Here is a 13,530-nt window from a genome sequence, read left to right on the forward strand (position 1 = left end):
AGGTCTCGCAAGGTCTTCGGGACTCGTTCTGGCTTCAAGGGATGCAGGCCGGTTTCAAAGGCGTCCTCGACTGCATCAAGGCCTTCTCGGAGACGGACTTCACGAACGATCTCGAGGCGTTCGATGTGCCGACGCTGGTCCTTCATGGTGACGACGACCAGATCGTCCCGATCGGCGCCTCCGCCCTGCTTTCCTCCAAGCTGATCAAGAACGCGCATCTCGAGGTCTACAAGGGCGCGCCGCACGGCATGTGCTCGACCCACAAGGACCAGGTCAACGCTGACCTCCTGTCATTCATGAGGGCCTAGGTTGACTGTCCCGAAATTGGTGTACACACTTCCTAGGTGGGCGTTTGGGCCGACGGCCTCAGCTGCCGGCCAGCCCTGGCGTGGAATGCCTCGGCACGGTGGAAGCCGTGGGGCCACATGTCACCGGCCCGACCCCAGGCCCGTGGGTCGTCCCGTTCGACATCTTGGGTACCTGCGGTACGGACCGCCGCCACATCGACGCGATCTGCAAGGCGTGCACCCCAGCTTGAAAAGGAGGAAGAACCCATGCCAAACAAGGTGAAGCCCATCCCGGAAGGACACCGCACGGTCACGCCCTACCTGGCCATCAAAAATGCCGCCCAGGCATTGGAGTTCTACAAAAAGGCGTTCGGAGCGAGCGAGAGCTACAAATTGATGATGCCTGACGGACGCCTCGGCCATGCGGAAATCCGCCTGGGCGATTCCATGATCATGCTGTCGGATGAATTCCCGGAATACGACGGTAAGGCGCCGGAGACCCTTGGCGAGTCGCCCGTGAGCATCCATCTCTATGTCGAGGATGTCGACGCGTTCTTCGAAAGGGCGCTGGCCGCCGGCGCCAAAGAACGCAAGCCCGTCATGGATCAGTTTTACGGCGACCGCTCCGGCCAGCTCGAGGATCCCTTCGGGCATCTCTGGTGGGTGGCCACGCACAAGGAAGACGTCGCGCCGGAGGAGATGCAGAAGCGCGTGCAGGCGATGTTCGCGGGGAAACAGTAGAGTTACCGCGGAGCCCCTTGCTAATTCATAAGAAACGCCATTATGAATCCTTCCCCAGCGCGCCAGGCATCCCAATGGCGACAGTTCGGGTGGACCCGGCGGGACCGACCCCCGTGAGAGGACAGAGAGAACTCAACGATCTGGAGGTAGGCCATGACGGTTCGCTTGGACCACACCATCGTGCCAGCGAAAGACAAGATCGCCTCAGCTGAGTTCTTCGCCGAGATCTTCGGCTTGACGGTCAAGCCGGGCCACTTCGCGCAAGTGCAAGTCAACGAGAGCCTGACCCTTGACTTCGCTGACGAGCCAGAGCCATGGGGCGGGCCGGGGTTCGACCCCCGGACGGGCCAGAGCCATCACTACGCGTTCCACGTCAGCGAGGCGGAGTTCGAGGCGATCTTCAACCGGGTGAAGGCCAAGGGGATACCCTACGGCAGTGAGCCACACAGCCACACCAACGGCCAGATCAACACCCGCCGGGGCGGGCGGGGTTTCTACTTCGAGGACCCTAACGGCCACCTGCTGGAAGTCATGACCGTGCCCGAGACGGGGAGCTAGCCGGAAATCCTGAGGCGATCACGCTGGTGACTTCCGTTGAGTGCATACCGACGGTACTTCTTCCCCAGTCGGGCACGAGGTCTGAGATGAGGTAGTTCTCCCGGCCCCTTCGATCGCTCTTGACACGCACCTCCAGACCAGTGTACATACACCTATTGGCATGGGCGCGCGCATCGATCTCTCCGCTTGCCGAGGTTGCCACTGTCTCGCCGCGCGCCGGCACGCCCGGGCGATTACCCGACTCTTCGAGGAGAAGCTGCGTCCGCATGGACTCCGGGCGACCCAGTTCTCCGTCCTCGCCGCTCTGGCTCTCATGGGCCCGACGCCGGTCAAGGAACTGGCCGAAACGCTCGGCCTGGAACGCACGACACTGACGCGTATCGGGGCAGTGCTCGAGCGAAGCGGTTGGGTCAGCACCGCTCAGTCGGAGGACGCCAGAGAGCGCCCGTTCCGGCTGACCGGGGCCGGCCGCCGGAAGCTCGAAGGTGCGTTCCCAGCATGGAAGGCAGCGCAGAATCTGGTCGATCGGCGGGTGGCGGGACCCGTTCCGCACATGGGATGACCCGATGCCGCAACACACACAGAGGAGCAATGATGACGTTGACCGATCGGTTGATTGTGGACTCACGCCGGAACTCGGGAAGGAGTGAGGGATGAGCGGGGTACGGGTACTAGTTGGTACACGCAAGGGGGCATTCGTCCTGACGGCGGACGCCAAGCGCGACCGGTGGGACATCAGTGGCCCCCACTTCGGGGGCTGGGAGATCTACCACCTCAAGGGCTCTCCCGTTGACCCGAATCGGCTGTACGCGTCGCAGTCGAGCGGCTGGTTCGGGCAGATGATCCAGCGCTCCAATGACGGGGGCAAGACGTGGGAGTCGGTCGGCAACAAGTTCGTGTACGACGGCGTTCCCGGCACTCACCTGTGGTACGACGGCACGCCGCGTCCGTGGGAGTTCGCGCGAGTCTGGCATCTCGAGCCGTCCCTGACCGATCCGGACACCGTCTACGCCGGGGTTCAAGACGCCGCCCTGTTCCGCTCGGGCGACGGCGGCCAGACGTGGCAAGAGCTCTCCGGACTGCGCACACACGACTCAGCGTCCTCCTGGCAGCCGGGTGCCGGTGGGATGTGCCTCCACACGATCCTTCTGGACCCGAGCCATCCCGAGCGGATCTTCATCGCCATCTCGGCCGCCGGCGTGTTCCGGACCGACGACGCCGGCAAGACCTGGCGGCCGATGAACCGCGGCCTGCGGTCCGAAGGCATTCCCGACCCGGTTGCCGAAGTCGGCCACTGCGTTCACCGCATCGCGATGCACCCGTCGCGTCCGGCCGTACTATTCATGCAGAAGCACTGGGACGTCATGCGCAGCGACGACGCCGGCGAGTCGTGGCAGGAGGTCAGCGGTAACCTACCGACCGACTTCGGCTTCCCGATCGAGGTGCACGCGCACGAGCCGAACACCATCTACGTCGTGCCGATCAAGAGCGACTCGGAGCACTATCTGCCCGACGGAAAGCTGCGCGTGTACCGCAGCCGGACGGGCGGACACGAGTGGGAGGCGCTCACGAAAGGCCTGCCGCAGAGCCACTGCTACGTCAACGTGTTGCGCGACGCGATGGCCGTCGACTCGCTCGCTCCGTGCGGCGTGTACTTCGGCACCACCGGCGGGCAGGTGTACGTCTCGGCCGACGCCGGCGACAGCTGGGCGCCCATCGTCCGAGATCTTCCATCCGTGGTATCGGTCGAAGTCCAGACGCTGCCATGATCCGCGTCGTGCTTCCCGCCCACCTGCGCACGCTGGCGCGCCTCACGGACGAGGTCCGCCTCGAGGTCGAGGGCCCGGCCACGCAGCGCTCCGTGCTCGACGCTCTCGAAGATCGCTATCCGATGCTGCGCGGGACGATCCGGGACCAGGAGACCAAGGCGAGGCGGGCTTTCGTGAGGTTCTTCGCCTGCGAGCAGGACCTGTCGAACGAGTCGCCGGACGCGCCTCTTCCCGACGCGGTCGCGAAGGGGACGGAGCCCTTCTTCGTCGTGGGGGCGATCGCCGGCGGCTGATTCCCGGGACCACGACGTAAACCGCGGAGCCGGTTCCGCGCGCCGCAACGGGATCGCGCCCCGAGACGGAGAGACGGGAGGAAGCGCTGCGCTTCATGGTGCTGGTGAAAGCGAGCCGGAACTCGGAGGCGGGGGAGATGCCCGACCAGAAGCTCCTCGCCGCCATGGCGAAATACAACGAGGAGCTGGTGAAGGCCGGCGTGATGCTGGCGGGGGAAGGGCTGCATCCCAGCTCGAAGGGCGCCCGGATCCTCTTCTCGGGAGAGAAGCGAACCGTCATCAACGGTCCCTTTCCCGAGACGAAGCAGCTGGTCGCCGGTTTTTGGCTCTGGCAGGTCAAGTCGAAGGAGGAAGCGATCGAATGGGCGCGGCGCTGTCCCAATCCGACGGGGGACGAGGGCGAGATCGAGCTCCGCCAGGTCTTCGAGGCGGAGGATTTCGGCGCCGAGCTCACTCCCGAGCTGCGGAGGCGCGAAGAGCGGCTGCGGGACCAGATGGAGCGCGCCAAGACCAAGTCCTGATCGGCCGGCCGGGTAAATCGGCTGTCCGGTCGGTGCCGGCTTTCACCGTGAAAAGAGCCGAGGTGCGCGGACCCGATCGGCCGCGCACCTCGACGTTCTCGATTCCCCTGCAATTCCCGTTACGCACGGATAGCCCCCTTCGCCCGACTCAGAATCGGAAGGCCAGGCCCGCGACCGGCCCCTGCAGGCGCATGTCGTATTCGAAGTGTTCGGCATCGTCGCCGGTTTCGTAGTCGGTGTCGAGGATCCGGTAGCCGGCCTCGATCGAAGCGTGCTTCGAGAGGTCGAACCCGACCGACGGGAAGAGCTGCCAGGTCAAGTCGGAGCCCGCGCCGAATCCCCCGATATCGGCAATCAGCGTCCCATGCCATCGATGTTCCCCAGGCGTTCTCAGGACGACCCCCACCACCGGATCGACCCAATCCCTCGTCATCTCCACTTCGATCCCGATCGGGGCCTTGAAGCGGATCCGCCCGTTCAGCCGGTTCCAGCGTGCGCCGAACGTCACGTCGGCGAAGCCGCTGATGCGGCGCATTCCCTGAAGCGTCAAGATGCCCAGTGAAGGGTCCACTTCGGCCGGCGGCATGTCGGTGTCGGCGCCGAGGTCGACCCAGACCACGTCGCCGCCGATGCCCCAGTTTCCCTTCCGCGCGGCCGCCAAGCCCATGAACCCGGTGTCGAGGTGGTCGAAAATGTCGGATGCGCTGAGATCGACTTCAGCTTCCCGTCCCTCCACGACCATCGTTCCGTCCATGGCGGCTCCCCAAACGTAGGGGGAGACGATGAATTCCCAGGAATCTCCCGAGGTCTGGCCGAAAGCGGCAGGAACGACCGGGAGGCTGGCGATCAGGATGCTGATTGCGAGAGCGCCGGTTCGGAGCGAAGCGTAGCGGTTCATGACGGATCTCCTGAAGGAAAGGGGCCGCTGACAGGATCGGCTGCTCTTCTTCGCGGCACGGTTCGAGTTCTTCCCGGGGTTATGGTCCTACAAGCTCAATCTTTTCGAATCACGATCGCCCGCCGGCGGCCGAGCCGTCGCGAAGGCGAGGGAACAGCGCCAGCGAGTTGTCCCGCTCGATCGCGCGCCGTGTCGGCTCGTCGAATCCTCCGTAGTTCACGAGCCCTCGAATCTCGGATTCGATGAGCGGCTCGGGCGCGAAGGGGTAGTCGCTGCCGAAGAGGATGTGAGAGGGATCCACCAGCTCCTTGAGCGAGCTGAGGGTCGTCGGCTCCGTCGACAGCGCCGTCTCGTAGTAGAAACGCTTCAGGTAGGCGGCAGCTCCCCGGGGGGCCTTGGCGTGCAGGGAGGGGACCAACGCCCCGAGCGAAAGCCGGCCGGTGAGGTAGGGGACCGTCCCGCCGGCATGGGGCAGGATGATCGAAATGTCGGGGCAGCGCTCAATCGTGCCGCTGAAGATCAGGTTGGCCACCGCGCGCGTCGTGTCGAAGACGAACTCGATCAGTGCCGCGGGCATGGCCAGCTTGAGGAACTGGCTGCTCTCCGGAATCGTCGGATGGATAAAGAGCACCGACTTCCTCCGATGGAGCTCGTCGAACAGGGTGTCGAAAGCGGGATCCCCGAGGTAGCGGTCCCCGATGCTGGCCAGCAGCGCCACTCCGTCCATGTCCAGGGTGTCGAGCGCGTACGCCAGCTCCTCGAGGGCCGCGTCGACGTCCGGCAGGGGGAGAACGGCCAGCGCGCCGAAGCGCCGGGGATGGTCGGCCACGAGACGCGCCGAGAGCTCGTTGGAACGGTGGGCGAGGCTCCTCGCCGCGTCCCGGTTGCCGAAGTAGACGCCGGGCGCCGCGATCGAGGTCATCGCCGTGGCGATGCTGCGCCGATCCATGAGCTCCAGCTGCGCCTCCGGACTCCACGCCGGGAAAGTGACCCCTCCCGCATCCTTGGCGCCGGCTGCCTTCGCGGCCTTCACGTACTCGGATGGCACGATGTGGTGGTGGACGTCGATCCGGTGCGGTGCGCTGCTCATCGGAACCTCCCTTTCGTTTGCTTCGACGATGAGAAATTCATCGTCACCCCGCGACGGCCTACTTCACGACGCGTGCCACTCCCTTCGTCGCGTCTTCGGGGCGGGAAAAGTGCTGGGTTTTCCACGAGTTGACGGCGGAGCGGGGAGCGAGGCGGGGAAGCCGGGAGGGCGGCCGGGTGGCTTTGGATCGCCACTTCTGGCGGCGGCGAGACGCCGGGATCAGGTTTCGGACAGGGTCTCGAGGGTGAGTCGGTGCTTCTCGATGCGGGAGCGCAGCTGGGCACGGGTGAGGCCGAGGAGCCGGGCCGCCTTCGACTTGTTGTTTCCCGCCCGCGCCAGGGCCTGCAGAATCATCTCGCGCTCGGCCGCTTCGAGGGTCGCGGGTCCGGAGGGCGACCGCGAGGTGGAGGAGGCGTCGCCAGCGTCCCGCCGCGGTGCGGCGACGACTCCCAGCGGCAGGTGCTCGCTGGCGATCAGGCCTCCCTCACACAGGATCACGGCGCGCTCGATCGCGTTGCGCAGCTCCCGGACGTTGCCGGGCCAGTGGTAGCTCGTGAGCTTCTCCTCGGCTTCGCGCGCGATCCCCGCGGCCGGCCGACCCATGGAGCGCCCGATCTCTTCGAGAAACGCGTGAGCCAGCGTCATGATATCGGCGTGCCGGTCGCGCAGGGGCGGGAGGTCGATGTCGAACACCGCCAGCCGATAGTAGAGATCCTCACGGAAGTTTCCTCTCGCGATGGCGGTCTTCAGATCGCGGTTGGTCGCCGCCAGGACCCGCACGTCGGCCTGAAGCGTGCGGGAGCCGCCGAGGCGCTGATACTCGCGTTCCTGAAGGAATCGCAGGAACTTCGCCTGGACGGAAGGGCTCATCTCGCCCGCTTCGTCCAGAAAAAGCACCCCGCCGGAGGCCTGTTCGATCTTCCCGGCGCGCGCCGCGAGCGCCCCCGTGAAGGCCCCTTTCTCGTGGCCGAAGAGCTCCGATTCCAGGAGCTGCTCGGGAAGCGCGGCGCAATTCAAGGCGACGAACGGCCCTTCCGCCCGCCGGGAGGCTCGATGGATGAAGCGCGCGACGACTTCCTTTCCGGTTCCCGATTCGCCGCAGAGCAGCACGGTCGCTTCGGTCGGAGCCACCTTGCTCGCCCGCCCCAGGACCTCCCGCCAGCTTCTGGATTCCCCGAGGACCCGGTGCCGGCCCTGCGTCTCCAGCTCCTCGGTGAGCCGCTTCACGCGGATTTCGAGACGGGCCGCTTTCTCGCGGGCCTCGGTGCTGCGCTGCTCCTCTTCGGCCAGGCGCTGATGCGCGAGCGCCAGGGCGACGCAATCGGCGACGTGCCGCGCCTTCGCGAGATCGGAGGTGGAGTAGGCTTCGGGGGAGGCCGAGCAGAACACCAGGCCGCCGAGGACGCCGCCCCTCAGATGGATGGGCACCCGCAGATAGGAGCGCAATCCGCGCCGGAGCAGCTCCCGGAAGAACGGCTGCATCGGCATCTCGATCGGCTGGGAGGCCGGGCTCCCCTCGAAGCGGATCCGGGCGGTAATCGCGCTCCCGCCCGGCGCCTCCTGGGCGCCGCTCACTACGTACGCTTCCCTTTCGGTGGCGAGCCGCAAGGGGCCGGTCAGCGCGACGTCGCCCGGAACGTCGGGCAGCTCGCCCGAGAGCGCCAGGACGCGCACCCGCAGGCGATCCTCGCTCAGGAGGCCGAGCATCAGGAAGTCGTGCGGGACGAGGCGGCGGGCTTCCACCGAAATACGCGCGAAGATCTCGCGGACGTCGAGGCTCTCCGCCAGCGCGTGAAGCAGGGGGCCGAGAAACCGGGCGAGATCCCCGGATCCCTCCCCTGGTTCGGATCCTTCGGTCTGTCCGTCGCGATCTTCGGACATCCGGATTCCCCGCAGGATTCGGAAATCGGATCCAAGGAGAGACTCATCTTAAGCCGGACGTGGGTCCCTTCGTCAACCCAGGCCTGCCGCCCGCCGCGGCGGGATCCGTGCTCCGCCGGCGCGAATTCGAGTTCCGGGCGCTTGTCGTCCATAATGGGCCGTCTCGAATCGCCAGCGTTGGACGCGATCAGGATTCCGGGCGGTGCAGGGATTGTGGCTGCCCCCGGATTCATTGGACAAGGAGAATCCTATGAAAGCGATGGTCGTCCGCTCCCCCCGCTCGCCGATGGTTCCGGAGGATCGACCGGTCCGGGCGCCGGGCCCCGGAGAGATTCGGATGAAGGTGCACGCCTGCGGCATCTGCCACAGCGATCAGCTGGTCACCGACGGTCTCTGGCCGGGACTCCAGCTGCCGAGAGTCCCCGGTCACGAAGTCGCCGGGGTGATCGACGCCCTGGGCGAAGGGGTGACCCACCTCCGGGTCGGGCAGCGGGTGGGTGTCGGCTGGCACGGGGGCCACGACGGGACCTGCGACGCCTGTCTCAACGGGCACTTCATTCACTGCCGGCAGGGCCGGATCACCGGTATCTCGATCGACGGCGGGTATCAGGAATATCTCGTCGCACCGGCCGTGGCGGTCGCGCGGATGGCCGAGGGGTTGGATTTCGCCGAAGCGGCCCCGCTGCTGTGCGCCGGCGTGACCACCTTCAACGCCCTGCGCCATTCGGGGGCGCGCGCCGGCGATCTGGTCGGGATCCAGGGCCTCGGCGGGCTCGGCCACGTCGGCCTGCAGTACGCGCGGGCGATGGGATTCGAGGTGGTGGCGATTTCTCGCGGCCCGGAGAAGGAGGAGTTCGCCCGGAAGCTCGGCGCCCATCATTACGTGGACTCAGGGCGGAGCGATTTCGGTGAGGCGATGGCGAAGCTCGGCGGCGCGCAGGTCATTCTGGCGACCGCCCCGAACGCCAAGGCGATTTCGGCGCTCGTCGCCGGCCTGGGGATCGGCGGCTGTCTGCTCATCGTCGGAGCGCCTTTCGAGCCGATTGCCATCGGCGCCATCGATCTCATCTCCCGGACCGCCCGGGTCCAGGGATGGGCCTCGGGAACGGCGGCCGACTCCACCGATGCAATGGCCTTCGCAGTAAAACATGGAGTGCGTCCGATGATCGAGAGGTTCCCGCTGTCGGAGGCGACGCGGGCCGTCGAGACGATGCTGAAGGGGACGATCCGCTTCCGCGGCGTCCTGGACGTGGCCTGAGACGGCGCGCCTTCCGGGAACCGCCGCTTCAGATCCGGCCGAGGCTCTCCACGTAGCGCTGGAGAGGCGAGGGATCCCGCCCGGCGTCGGCGAGGGCGACGTGCCCGTCCGGCCGGACGAGGAACAGCGCGTCCCGCGTCAGGCCTGCCTTTCCCATCGCCGGCTCCCACCCGAAGCGATGCAGCGGAAGCCGCAGCGTCCGGCAGGCCTCCGCGGCACCGGGCGCCGGCTTTCCGTAGACGTGCGCCTGCCATTCGAGCCCGTCCAGCACGGCGAAATTGTCCTCGCCCTGCGCCGGCGGGCCGAGCCGGACCCACGGCAGCCGATCGCCGCCATGCAGCGACCCCACCCTCCCGGCGCTGAGCGGGCTTTCCCGGTAATGGATGGCGGTCTGCGACACGGTGCGGAACAGGAAACGGCGCGTGGCCCTAAAGCGGAAGATCGCCGGGAGCACCTCCGGGACGACCCTCACCCGGACCAGCCGGGCGAGCGGCCCGGTGCTGCTCACGAAAGTGAACGCCCGATCGGTGGTCGACACCAGCCGCCGGGCGAAAGCGATGCGCTCCGGCTCGTAGCTGTCGAGGATCCGGGGCCCCGCGCGTCCCCGGATCACATCGGCCAGCTTCCAGGAGAGGTTGACCGCATCGCCGATGCCGGTGTTCATCCCCTGCGCCCCCACCGGGCTGTGGACGTGGGCGGCGTCCCCGAGCAGAAAGACCCTTCCCCGCCGGAAGCTCGTGGCGACGCGATGGTGGACCCGATAGGTCGAGAACCAGTTGACCCGTTCGATCGTGATCTTCATGCGCTGCACGACGGTCTGGCCGATGTCTTCCCAGCGCAGCGCCTCGCGATCCTTTTCCTGATCGGCCCGCACCGTCCCGATCAGCCTCCCCGTGCGGCCCCCTCGGAGCGGAAAGATCCCAAGGAGGTCGGCTTCGTCGAGGGCCACGTGCAGCTCATCGTTCATCGCCGGCCCGCTCGCCTCGACGTCGACCACGAAAAAAATCCGCGAATAGGTCCCGCCAGGGAAACCGGATCCCAAGATCTCCCGTACCCGGGAATGCGATCCGTCGCAGCCCGCGAGATACGGCGTCTCGTAAGTCTCCTCGCGCCCGCCGGCGCGCTTCAGCCGGACCCGCACGTGATCGGGCCTCGGCTCGAAGTCGAGGAGCTCGCATCCGCGCTCGACCTGGACCCCCGCGCGGGCCAAGTGCTCGATCAGGAATCGCTCATGGCGATCCTGGGGTGAGACGATCATGTGGGGGAAAGGGGTGAGCCCCTTGCCGATCGCGCCGAGCTCCACGTGCGCCACGTGGCGCCCGCGCACCCAGAGATTCAGCGAATCGAATTTGAGCCCCTCCTGAAGGAACGCGTCGGAAAGGCCCATCTGGCGGTAGAACTCGAGCGTGCGGGCGTGCACGACCAGGGCGCGGGACGTGGTCCCCGGCTCGGCCGACGCGTCGATGATGCGGATCGGGATGCCGGCCCGGGCCAGCCGGAGGGCGAGCACCAGGCCGGTCGGCCCGGCGCCGCAAATCAGGACCTCCTCCTTCACTCTCCGGGTCCTCCGAACGTCACGCTCCAGCTCGCGCCCCAATCGCGCAGGTCGACGTAGAGAAGCGACAGGGCGTGCCTTCCGCGTGAATAGGTCAGCATCGAATGGAGGTTGACGCCGTCATGAACCAGCAGGAGAGTCAAGTCTTCGCGGAAGCCGATGCTCAGGCCGCCGATGGCGCGCAGGCGGTCTTCGTACGTGCCGTACGCCGCTCCCAAGTACGGCGCGATGGGAAGATGAGTCTCGCGCTTGAGATTCTTGCTGGCGGTGACGTAGAACGACTGGCCCGACGGCGTGCCGATCCGATCGCTGCTGGTGCCGGCGATCACCGCCGGGCGCCGCTCGGTCTCTTCTACCGCGAGATAGTTGAGGAGGGGGCTGACCTTCTCGGCGCGCGGATTGAATTCGATCCCGGCGCTGAGCCGCGGGTGAAACCGGTACGTCAGGGTCGTCCGGAACGCGGCGCGCGGGATCTGATCTTCGATCGCCCGGACGCTGAACGTCCATCGATTCCCGGCCTCCTCGGCAGTCCCCCGGACCGCCCGCCCTTCGCCGGGTCAAAGCGGTCATGAAGGGACGAGCGACGCTCCTTCCATGCCGACGGTCCCGTGATGGTGCTCTTCCTCCTCGCCATGCCCGCCGGCATGCGAGTGGGCGTGGCGCCGATCGGCCGGTCCCTCCTCCGAGAAGGAAGGCGCCGTGATCCGGCTGCTCCCGGGAGGGAGCCCTGCCTGGCCGTCGAGGAGCCACTCCACCCATGATTCCAGCAGGGCGGCGTCGAAAGGGCCGATAAACCGGACGGCAATGCGGCCCTCGGGATCGATCAGAGCGGTCGCCGGGAGCGCCTCACCCAGCCCGAGCCTTTCCATGTGCCGGGTGGTCGCCCCCGTCCAGACGGTCAGATCGCGAAGGTGCCGGTGCGCGAATCGGCGCACTTCCTCGCGGCGCGCCGGCTCGTCGGCCGACGCGGCCACGACGCTCAACCCGCGGGCGGCATACCGCGCTTGGATGCGCCGCAGCGCCGGCATCTCCTCGCGGCAGGGAACGCACCAGGTCGCCCAAAAATTCAGGAGGACGGCCTTCCCGCGGTAGGAGGCGAGCGAGGAAGGCCGTCCTTCCAGGTCGGAGAGCTCCAGAACCACCGCCTCGGCGGGCGCGGCCTCCAGGCCGTCGCCGAGCCCCGCGCAGCCTCCGAGGATCAGGAGGATGAGGGCGCGCCCCCAGCGCAGCGGATCGTCATCGGAGCCAGACGGACGCCTTGCGCGCCCATTCGCTCTCAGGGTACCTCTCCTTCAAAAGCTGGGCCGCGGAGCCCAGGTGCTGGGCGTCGTTGGTCTTCTTGTAGGCCGACACTGCCGACCAGTAGCAGGCCTCGGGCGCGGCCCCGGCCTTGGGAAAGCTCTCGCACACCGGCCGCAGGCGCTCTTCGGCCTCGGCGTAGTGGTGGTGCTGGAACTGGAGCTTGCCGAGCCCCAGCTCCATCTGCGCCAGGAAATCCTCGACCGGCAGGAAGCCTTCGATGCGGTGTCGCTCCACGCCGTCGGCGTCGAGGATGATCTGGGTCGGAGTCCACTGGGCGTTGAACCGCTGGAACACTTCGGGCTGTTCCTTGATGTGAATCTTGACGGGAACGAATTGTGTGGAGACTTCTTCGACGATGCGCGGGTCGGGATAGACCTCGGCTTCCAGCCGAGCGCACCCACCTCACATCGGGGCGGCGCTGAAATCCACGAGCACCGGCTTCCGGCTTTTCTTCGCTTGGGCCAGCGCGGCGCCGACGTCCTTCAACCAGGTGATTTCCGTCATGGGAACCTCCTTGCGTCAATGGCGCGATTCAGGAATCGAGCCTCCATTCATTTCGAGGCGGGACCTCTTCCCCAATTCTAACGCGGAAAGCGATCCGAGCCTCGCCATGAAGGTGGAAAACGGTGAAAAAACCGCCCGGTAGGGTTTTGCCCCATCGAACCGCGCCCGCCGGCGGCGTAAGGTCGACTTCTCGATTCTGGTTTCGTGAAGGACGGTCAAGAGATGCGTCGGGACCCATGGACAACATTCCTCGCAAAGCGCCGGACCCCGCCGAATCCAGCCGCCGCTTCGGAGCACCGCCATTCAATCGGCTCGCCGCGACACAAGGAGACTATTTCCGTGACTACACTGATGGAAACGCTCAAGAGGTCCACGATGGCCGCCGCTTCGGGACTCCTTCTGCTGGGAGTCGTGGGGTGCACCAAGGCCAACAATCCGCGCGAGGAAGCGCGGATCGAGACGAATAAAGCCGACGATGCGAACCAGGCGGCGGCCGGCGGCGCCGACAACACCGCGCGGAACGCGAACGACATGAACGAGCCGACCTCCTTCGACCAGGGGACGAGCGAGGCGGATCGCGAGCTCACCCAGAAAGTCCGCCAGGGCGTGATGGACGACGACTCGCTGTCGACGACCGCCAAGAACGTGAAGATCATCACCCGGGAAGGCAAAGTCCTGCTGCGCGGCCCCGTCAGCTCCGCGGAGGAGCGGGCGCGAATCGAATCGATCGCCGCGGGTGTGGCCGGGACGGGCAACGTCACGAACGAGCTGGCAATCGATACCCGAAGCTGAACCGGAACCGGACCAGACCAAACCGATCCTTCAACGGATCTTTTCCAGAAAGGGAATGAAACCATGTCCAATTCCGTCTTT

The 13,530-nt window shown here is 66.7% G+C and carries 16 protein-coding genes; 9 read left to right on the forward strand and 7 right to left on the reverse strand.

Features of this window, described 5'->3' with window-relative positions:
• The 7 genes from VGR67_15680 to VGR67_15710 all read left to right on the forward strand — a co-directional run.
• A partial coding sequence (locus VGR67_15680; GenBank protein HEV8337852.1) for an alpha/beta hydrolase occupies nucleotides 1-308 on the forward strand: 308 nt, incomplete at its 5' end.
• A 246-nt stretch (nucleotides 309-554) separates the two neighbouring features.
• Entirely contained in the window at nucleotides 555-1,028 is a 474-nt protein-coding gene (locus tag VGR67_15685) for a VOC family protein (GenBank protein ID HEV8337853.1), read from the forward strand.
• A 153-nt stretch (nucleotides 1,029-1,181) separates the two neighbouring features.
• Nucleotides 1,182-1,586, forward strand: coding sequence for a VOC family protein (locus VGR67_15690; GenBank protein HEV8337854.1), 405 nt, complete (start codon nucleotides 1,182-1,184; stop codon nucleotides 1,584-1,586).
• A gap of 160 nt (nucleotides 1,587-1,746) precedes the next feature.
• Entirely contained in the window at nucleotides 1,747-2,148 is a 402-nt protein-coding gene (locus tag VGR67_15695; protein ID HEV8337855.1) for a MarR family transcriptional regulator, read from the forward strand.
• A gap of 91 nt (nucleotides 2,149-2,239) precedes the next feature.
• On the forward strand, nucleotides 2,240-3,355 hold the full coding sequence (locus VGR67_15700) for a sialidase family protein (GenBank protein ID HEV8337856.1): 1,116 nt from the start codon (nucleotides 2,240-2,242) through the stop codon (nucleotides 3,353-3,355).
• The gene (locus VGR67_15705) at nucleotides 3,352-3,648 is read left to right on the forward strand and encodes a MoaD/ThiS family protein (GenBank protein ID HEV8337857.1); all 297 of its coding nucleotides are present in this window, start codon (nucleotides 3,352-3,354) and stop codon (nucleotides 3,646-3,648) included. The genes VGR67_15700 and VGR67_15705 overlap by 4 nt, the downstream gene beginning before the upstream one ends.
• An 86-nt stretch (nucleotides 3,649-3,734) precedes the next feature.
• Nucleotides 3,735-4,169: a YciI family protein gene (locus VGR67_15710; protein ID HEV8337858.1), complete on the forward strand. Its 435-nt coding sequence runs from the start codon at nucleotides 3,735-3,737 to the stop codon at nucleotides 4,167-4,169.
• A gap of 148 nt (nucleotides 4,170-4,317) precedes the next feature.
• Here VGR67_15710 and VGR67_15715 read toward each other — a convergent pair whose 3' ends face one another.
• The 3 genes from VGR67_15715 to VGR67_15725 form a co-directional block, all read right to left on the reverse strand.
• The gene (locus VGR67_15715) at nucleotides 4,318-5,067 is read right to left on the reverse strand and encodes a hypothetical protein (GenBank protein ID HEV8337859.1); all 750 of its coding nucleotides are present in this window, start codon (nucleotides 5,065-5,067) and stop codon (nucleotides 4,318-4,320) included.
• 109 nt (nucleotides 5,068-5,176) lie between these two features.
• Nucleotides 5,177-6,157 carry an amidohydrolase family protein gene (locus VGR67_15720; GenBank protein ID HEV8337860.1) on the reverse strand — a complete coding sequence of 327 codons (981 nt, stop codon included), beginning with the start codon at nucleotides 6,155-6,157 and terminating at the stop codon, nucleotides 5,177-5,179.
• A gap of 219 nt (nucleotides 6,158-6,376) precedes the next feature.
• The gene (locus tag VGR67_15725; protein ID HEV8337861.1) at nucleotides 6,377-8,038 is read right to left on the reverse strand and encodes a sigma 54-interacting transcriptional regulator; all 1,662 of its coding nucleotides are present in this window, start codon (nucleotides 8,036-8,038) and stop codon (nucleotides 6,377-6,379) included.
• A 250-nt stretch (nucleotides 8,039-8,288) separates the two neighbouring features.
• Here VGR67_15725 and VGR67_15730 point away from each other — a divergent pair, with 250 nt between their 5' ends.
• Entirely contained in the window at nucleotides 8,289-9,296 is a 1,008-nt protein-coding gene (locus VGR67_15730; GenBank protein HEV8337862.1) for an alcohol dehydrogenase catalytic domain-containing protein, read from the forward strand.
• Nucleotides 9,297-9,324: 28 nt separating this feature from the next.
• Here the strand turns inward: VGR67_15730 and VGR67_15735 are convergent, their stop codons facing one another.
• The 4 genes from VGR67_15735 to VGR67_15750 form a co-directional block, all read right to left on the reverse strand.
• Complete coding sequence (locus tag VGR67_15735) at nucleotides 9,325-10,851, reverse strand: FAD-dependent monooxygenase (protein ID HEV8337863.1); 1,527 nt, start codon at nucleotides 10,849-10,851, stop codon at nucleotides 9,325-9,327.
• Nucleotides 10,848-11,180, reverse strand: a complete 333-nt coding sequence (locus VGR67_15740; GenBank protein ID HEV8337864.1) for a hypothetical protein — start codon at nucleotides 11,178-11,180, stop codon at nucleotides 10,848-10,850. Before VGR67_15740 ends, VGR67_15735 begins: the two co-directional genes overlap by 4 nt.
• A 237-nt stretch (nucleotides 11,181-11,417) precedes the next feature.
• The gene (locus tag VGR67_15745; GenBank protein ID HEV8337865.1) at nucleotides 11,418-11,993 is read right to left on the reverse strand and encodes a TlpA disulfide reductase family protein; all 576 of its coding nucleotides are present in this window, start codon (nucleotides 11,991-11,993) and stop codon (nucleotides 11,418-11,420) included.
• 94 nt (nucleotides 11,994-12,087) lie between these two features.
• Nucleotides 12,088-12,540, reverse strand: coding sequence for a thioredoxin fold domain-containing protein (locus tag VGR67_15750; protein HEV8337866.1), 453 nt, complete (start codon nucleotides 12,538-12,540; stop codon nucleotides 12,088-12,090).
• Nucleotides 12,541-12,996: 456 nt separating this feature from the next.
• Between VGR67_15750 and VGR67_15755 the strand changes: the two genes are divergently transcribed.
• Nucleotides 12,997-13,449 carry a BON domain-containing protein gene (locus VGR67_15755; protein ID HEV8337867.1) on the forward strand — a complete coding sequence of 151 codons (453 nt, stop codon included), beginning with the start codon at nucleotides 12,997-12,999 and terminating at the stop codon, nucleotides 13,447-13,449.
• The last annotated feature ends 81 nt before the right edge of the window (nucleotides 13,450-13,530 follow it).

This window comes from Candidatus Polarisedimenticolia bacterium (assembly GCA_036004685.1).
In the GTDB taxonomy this organism is placed as follows: Bacteria; Acidobacteriota; Polarisedimenticolia; order Gp22-AA2; family AA152; genus DASYRE01.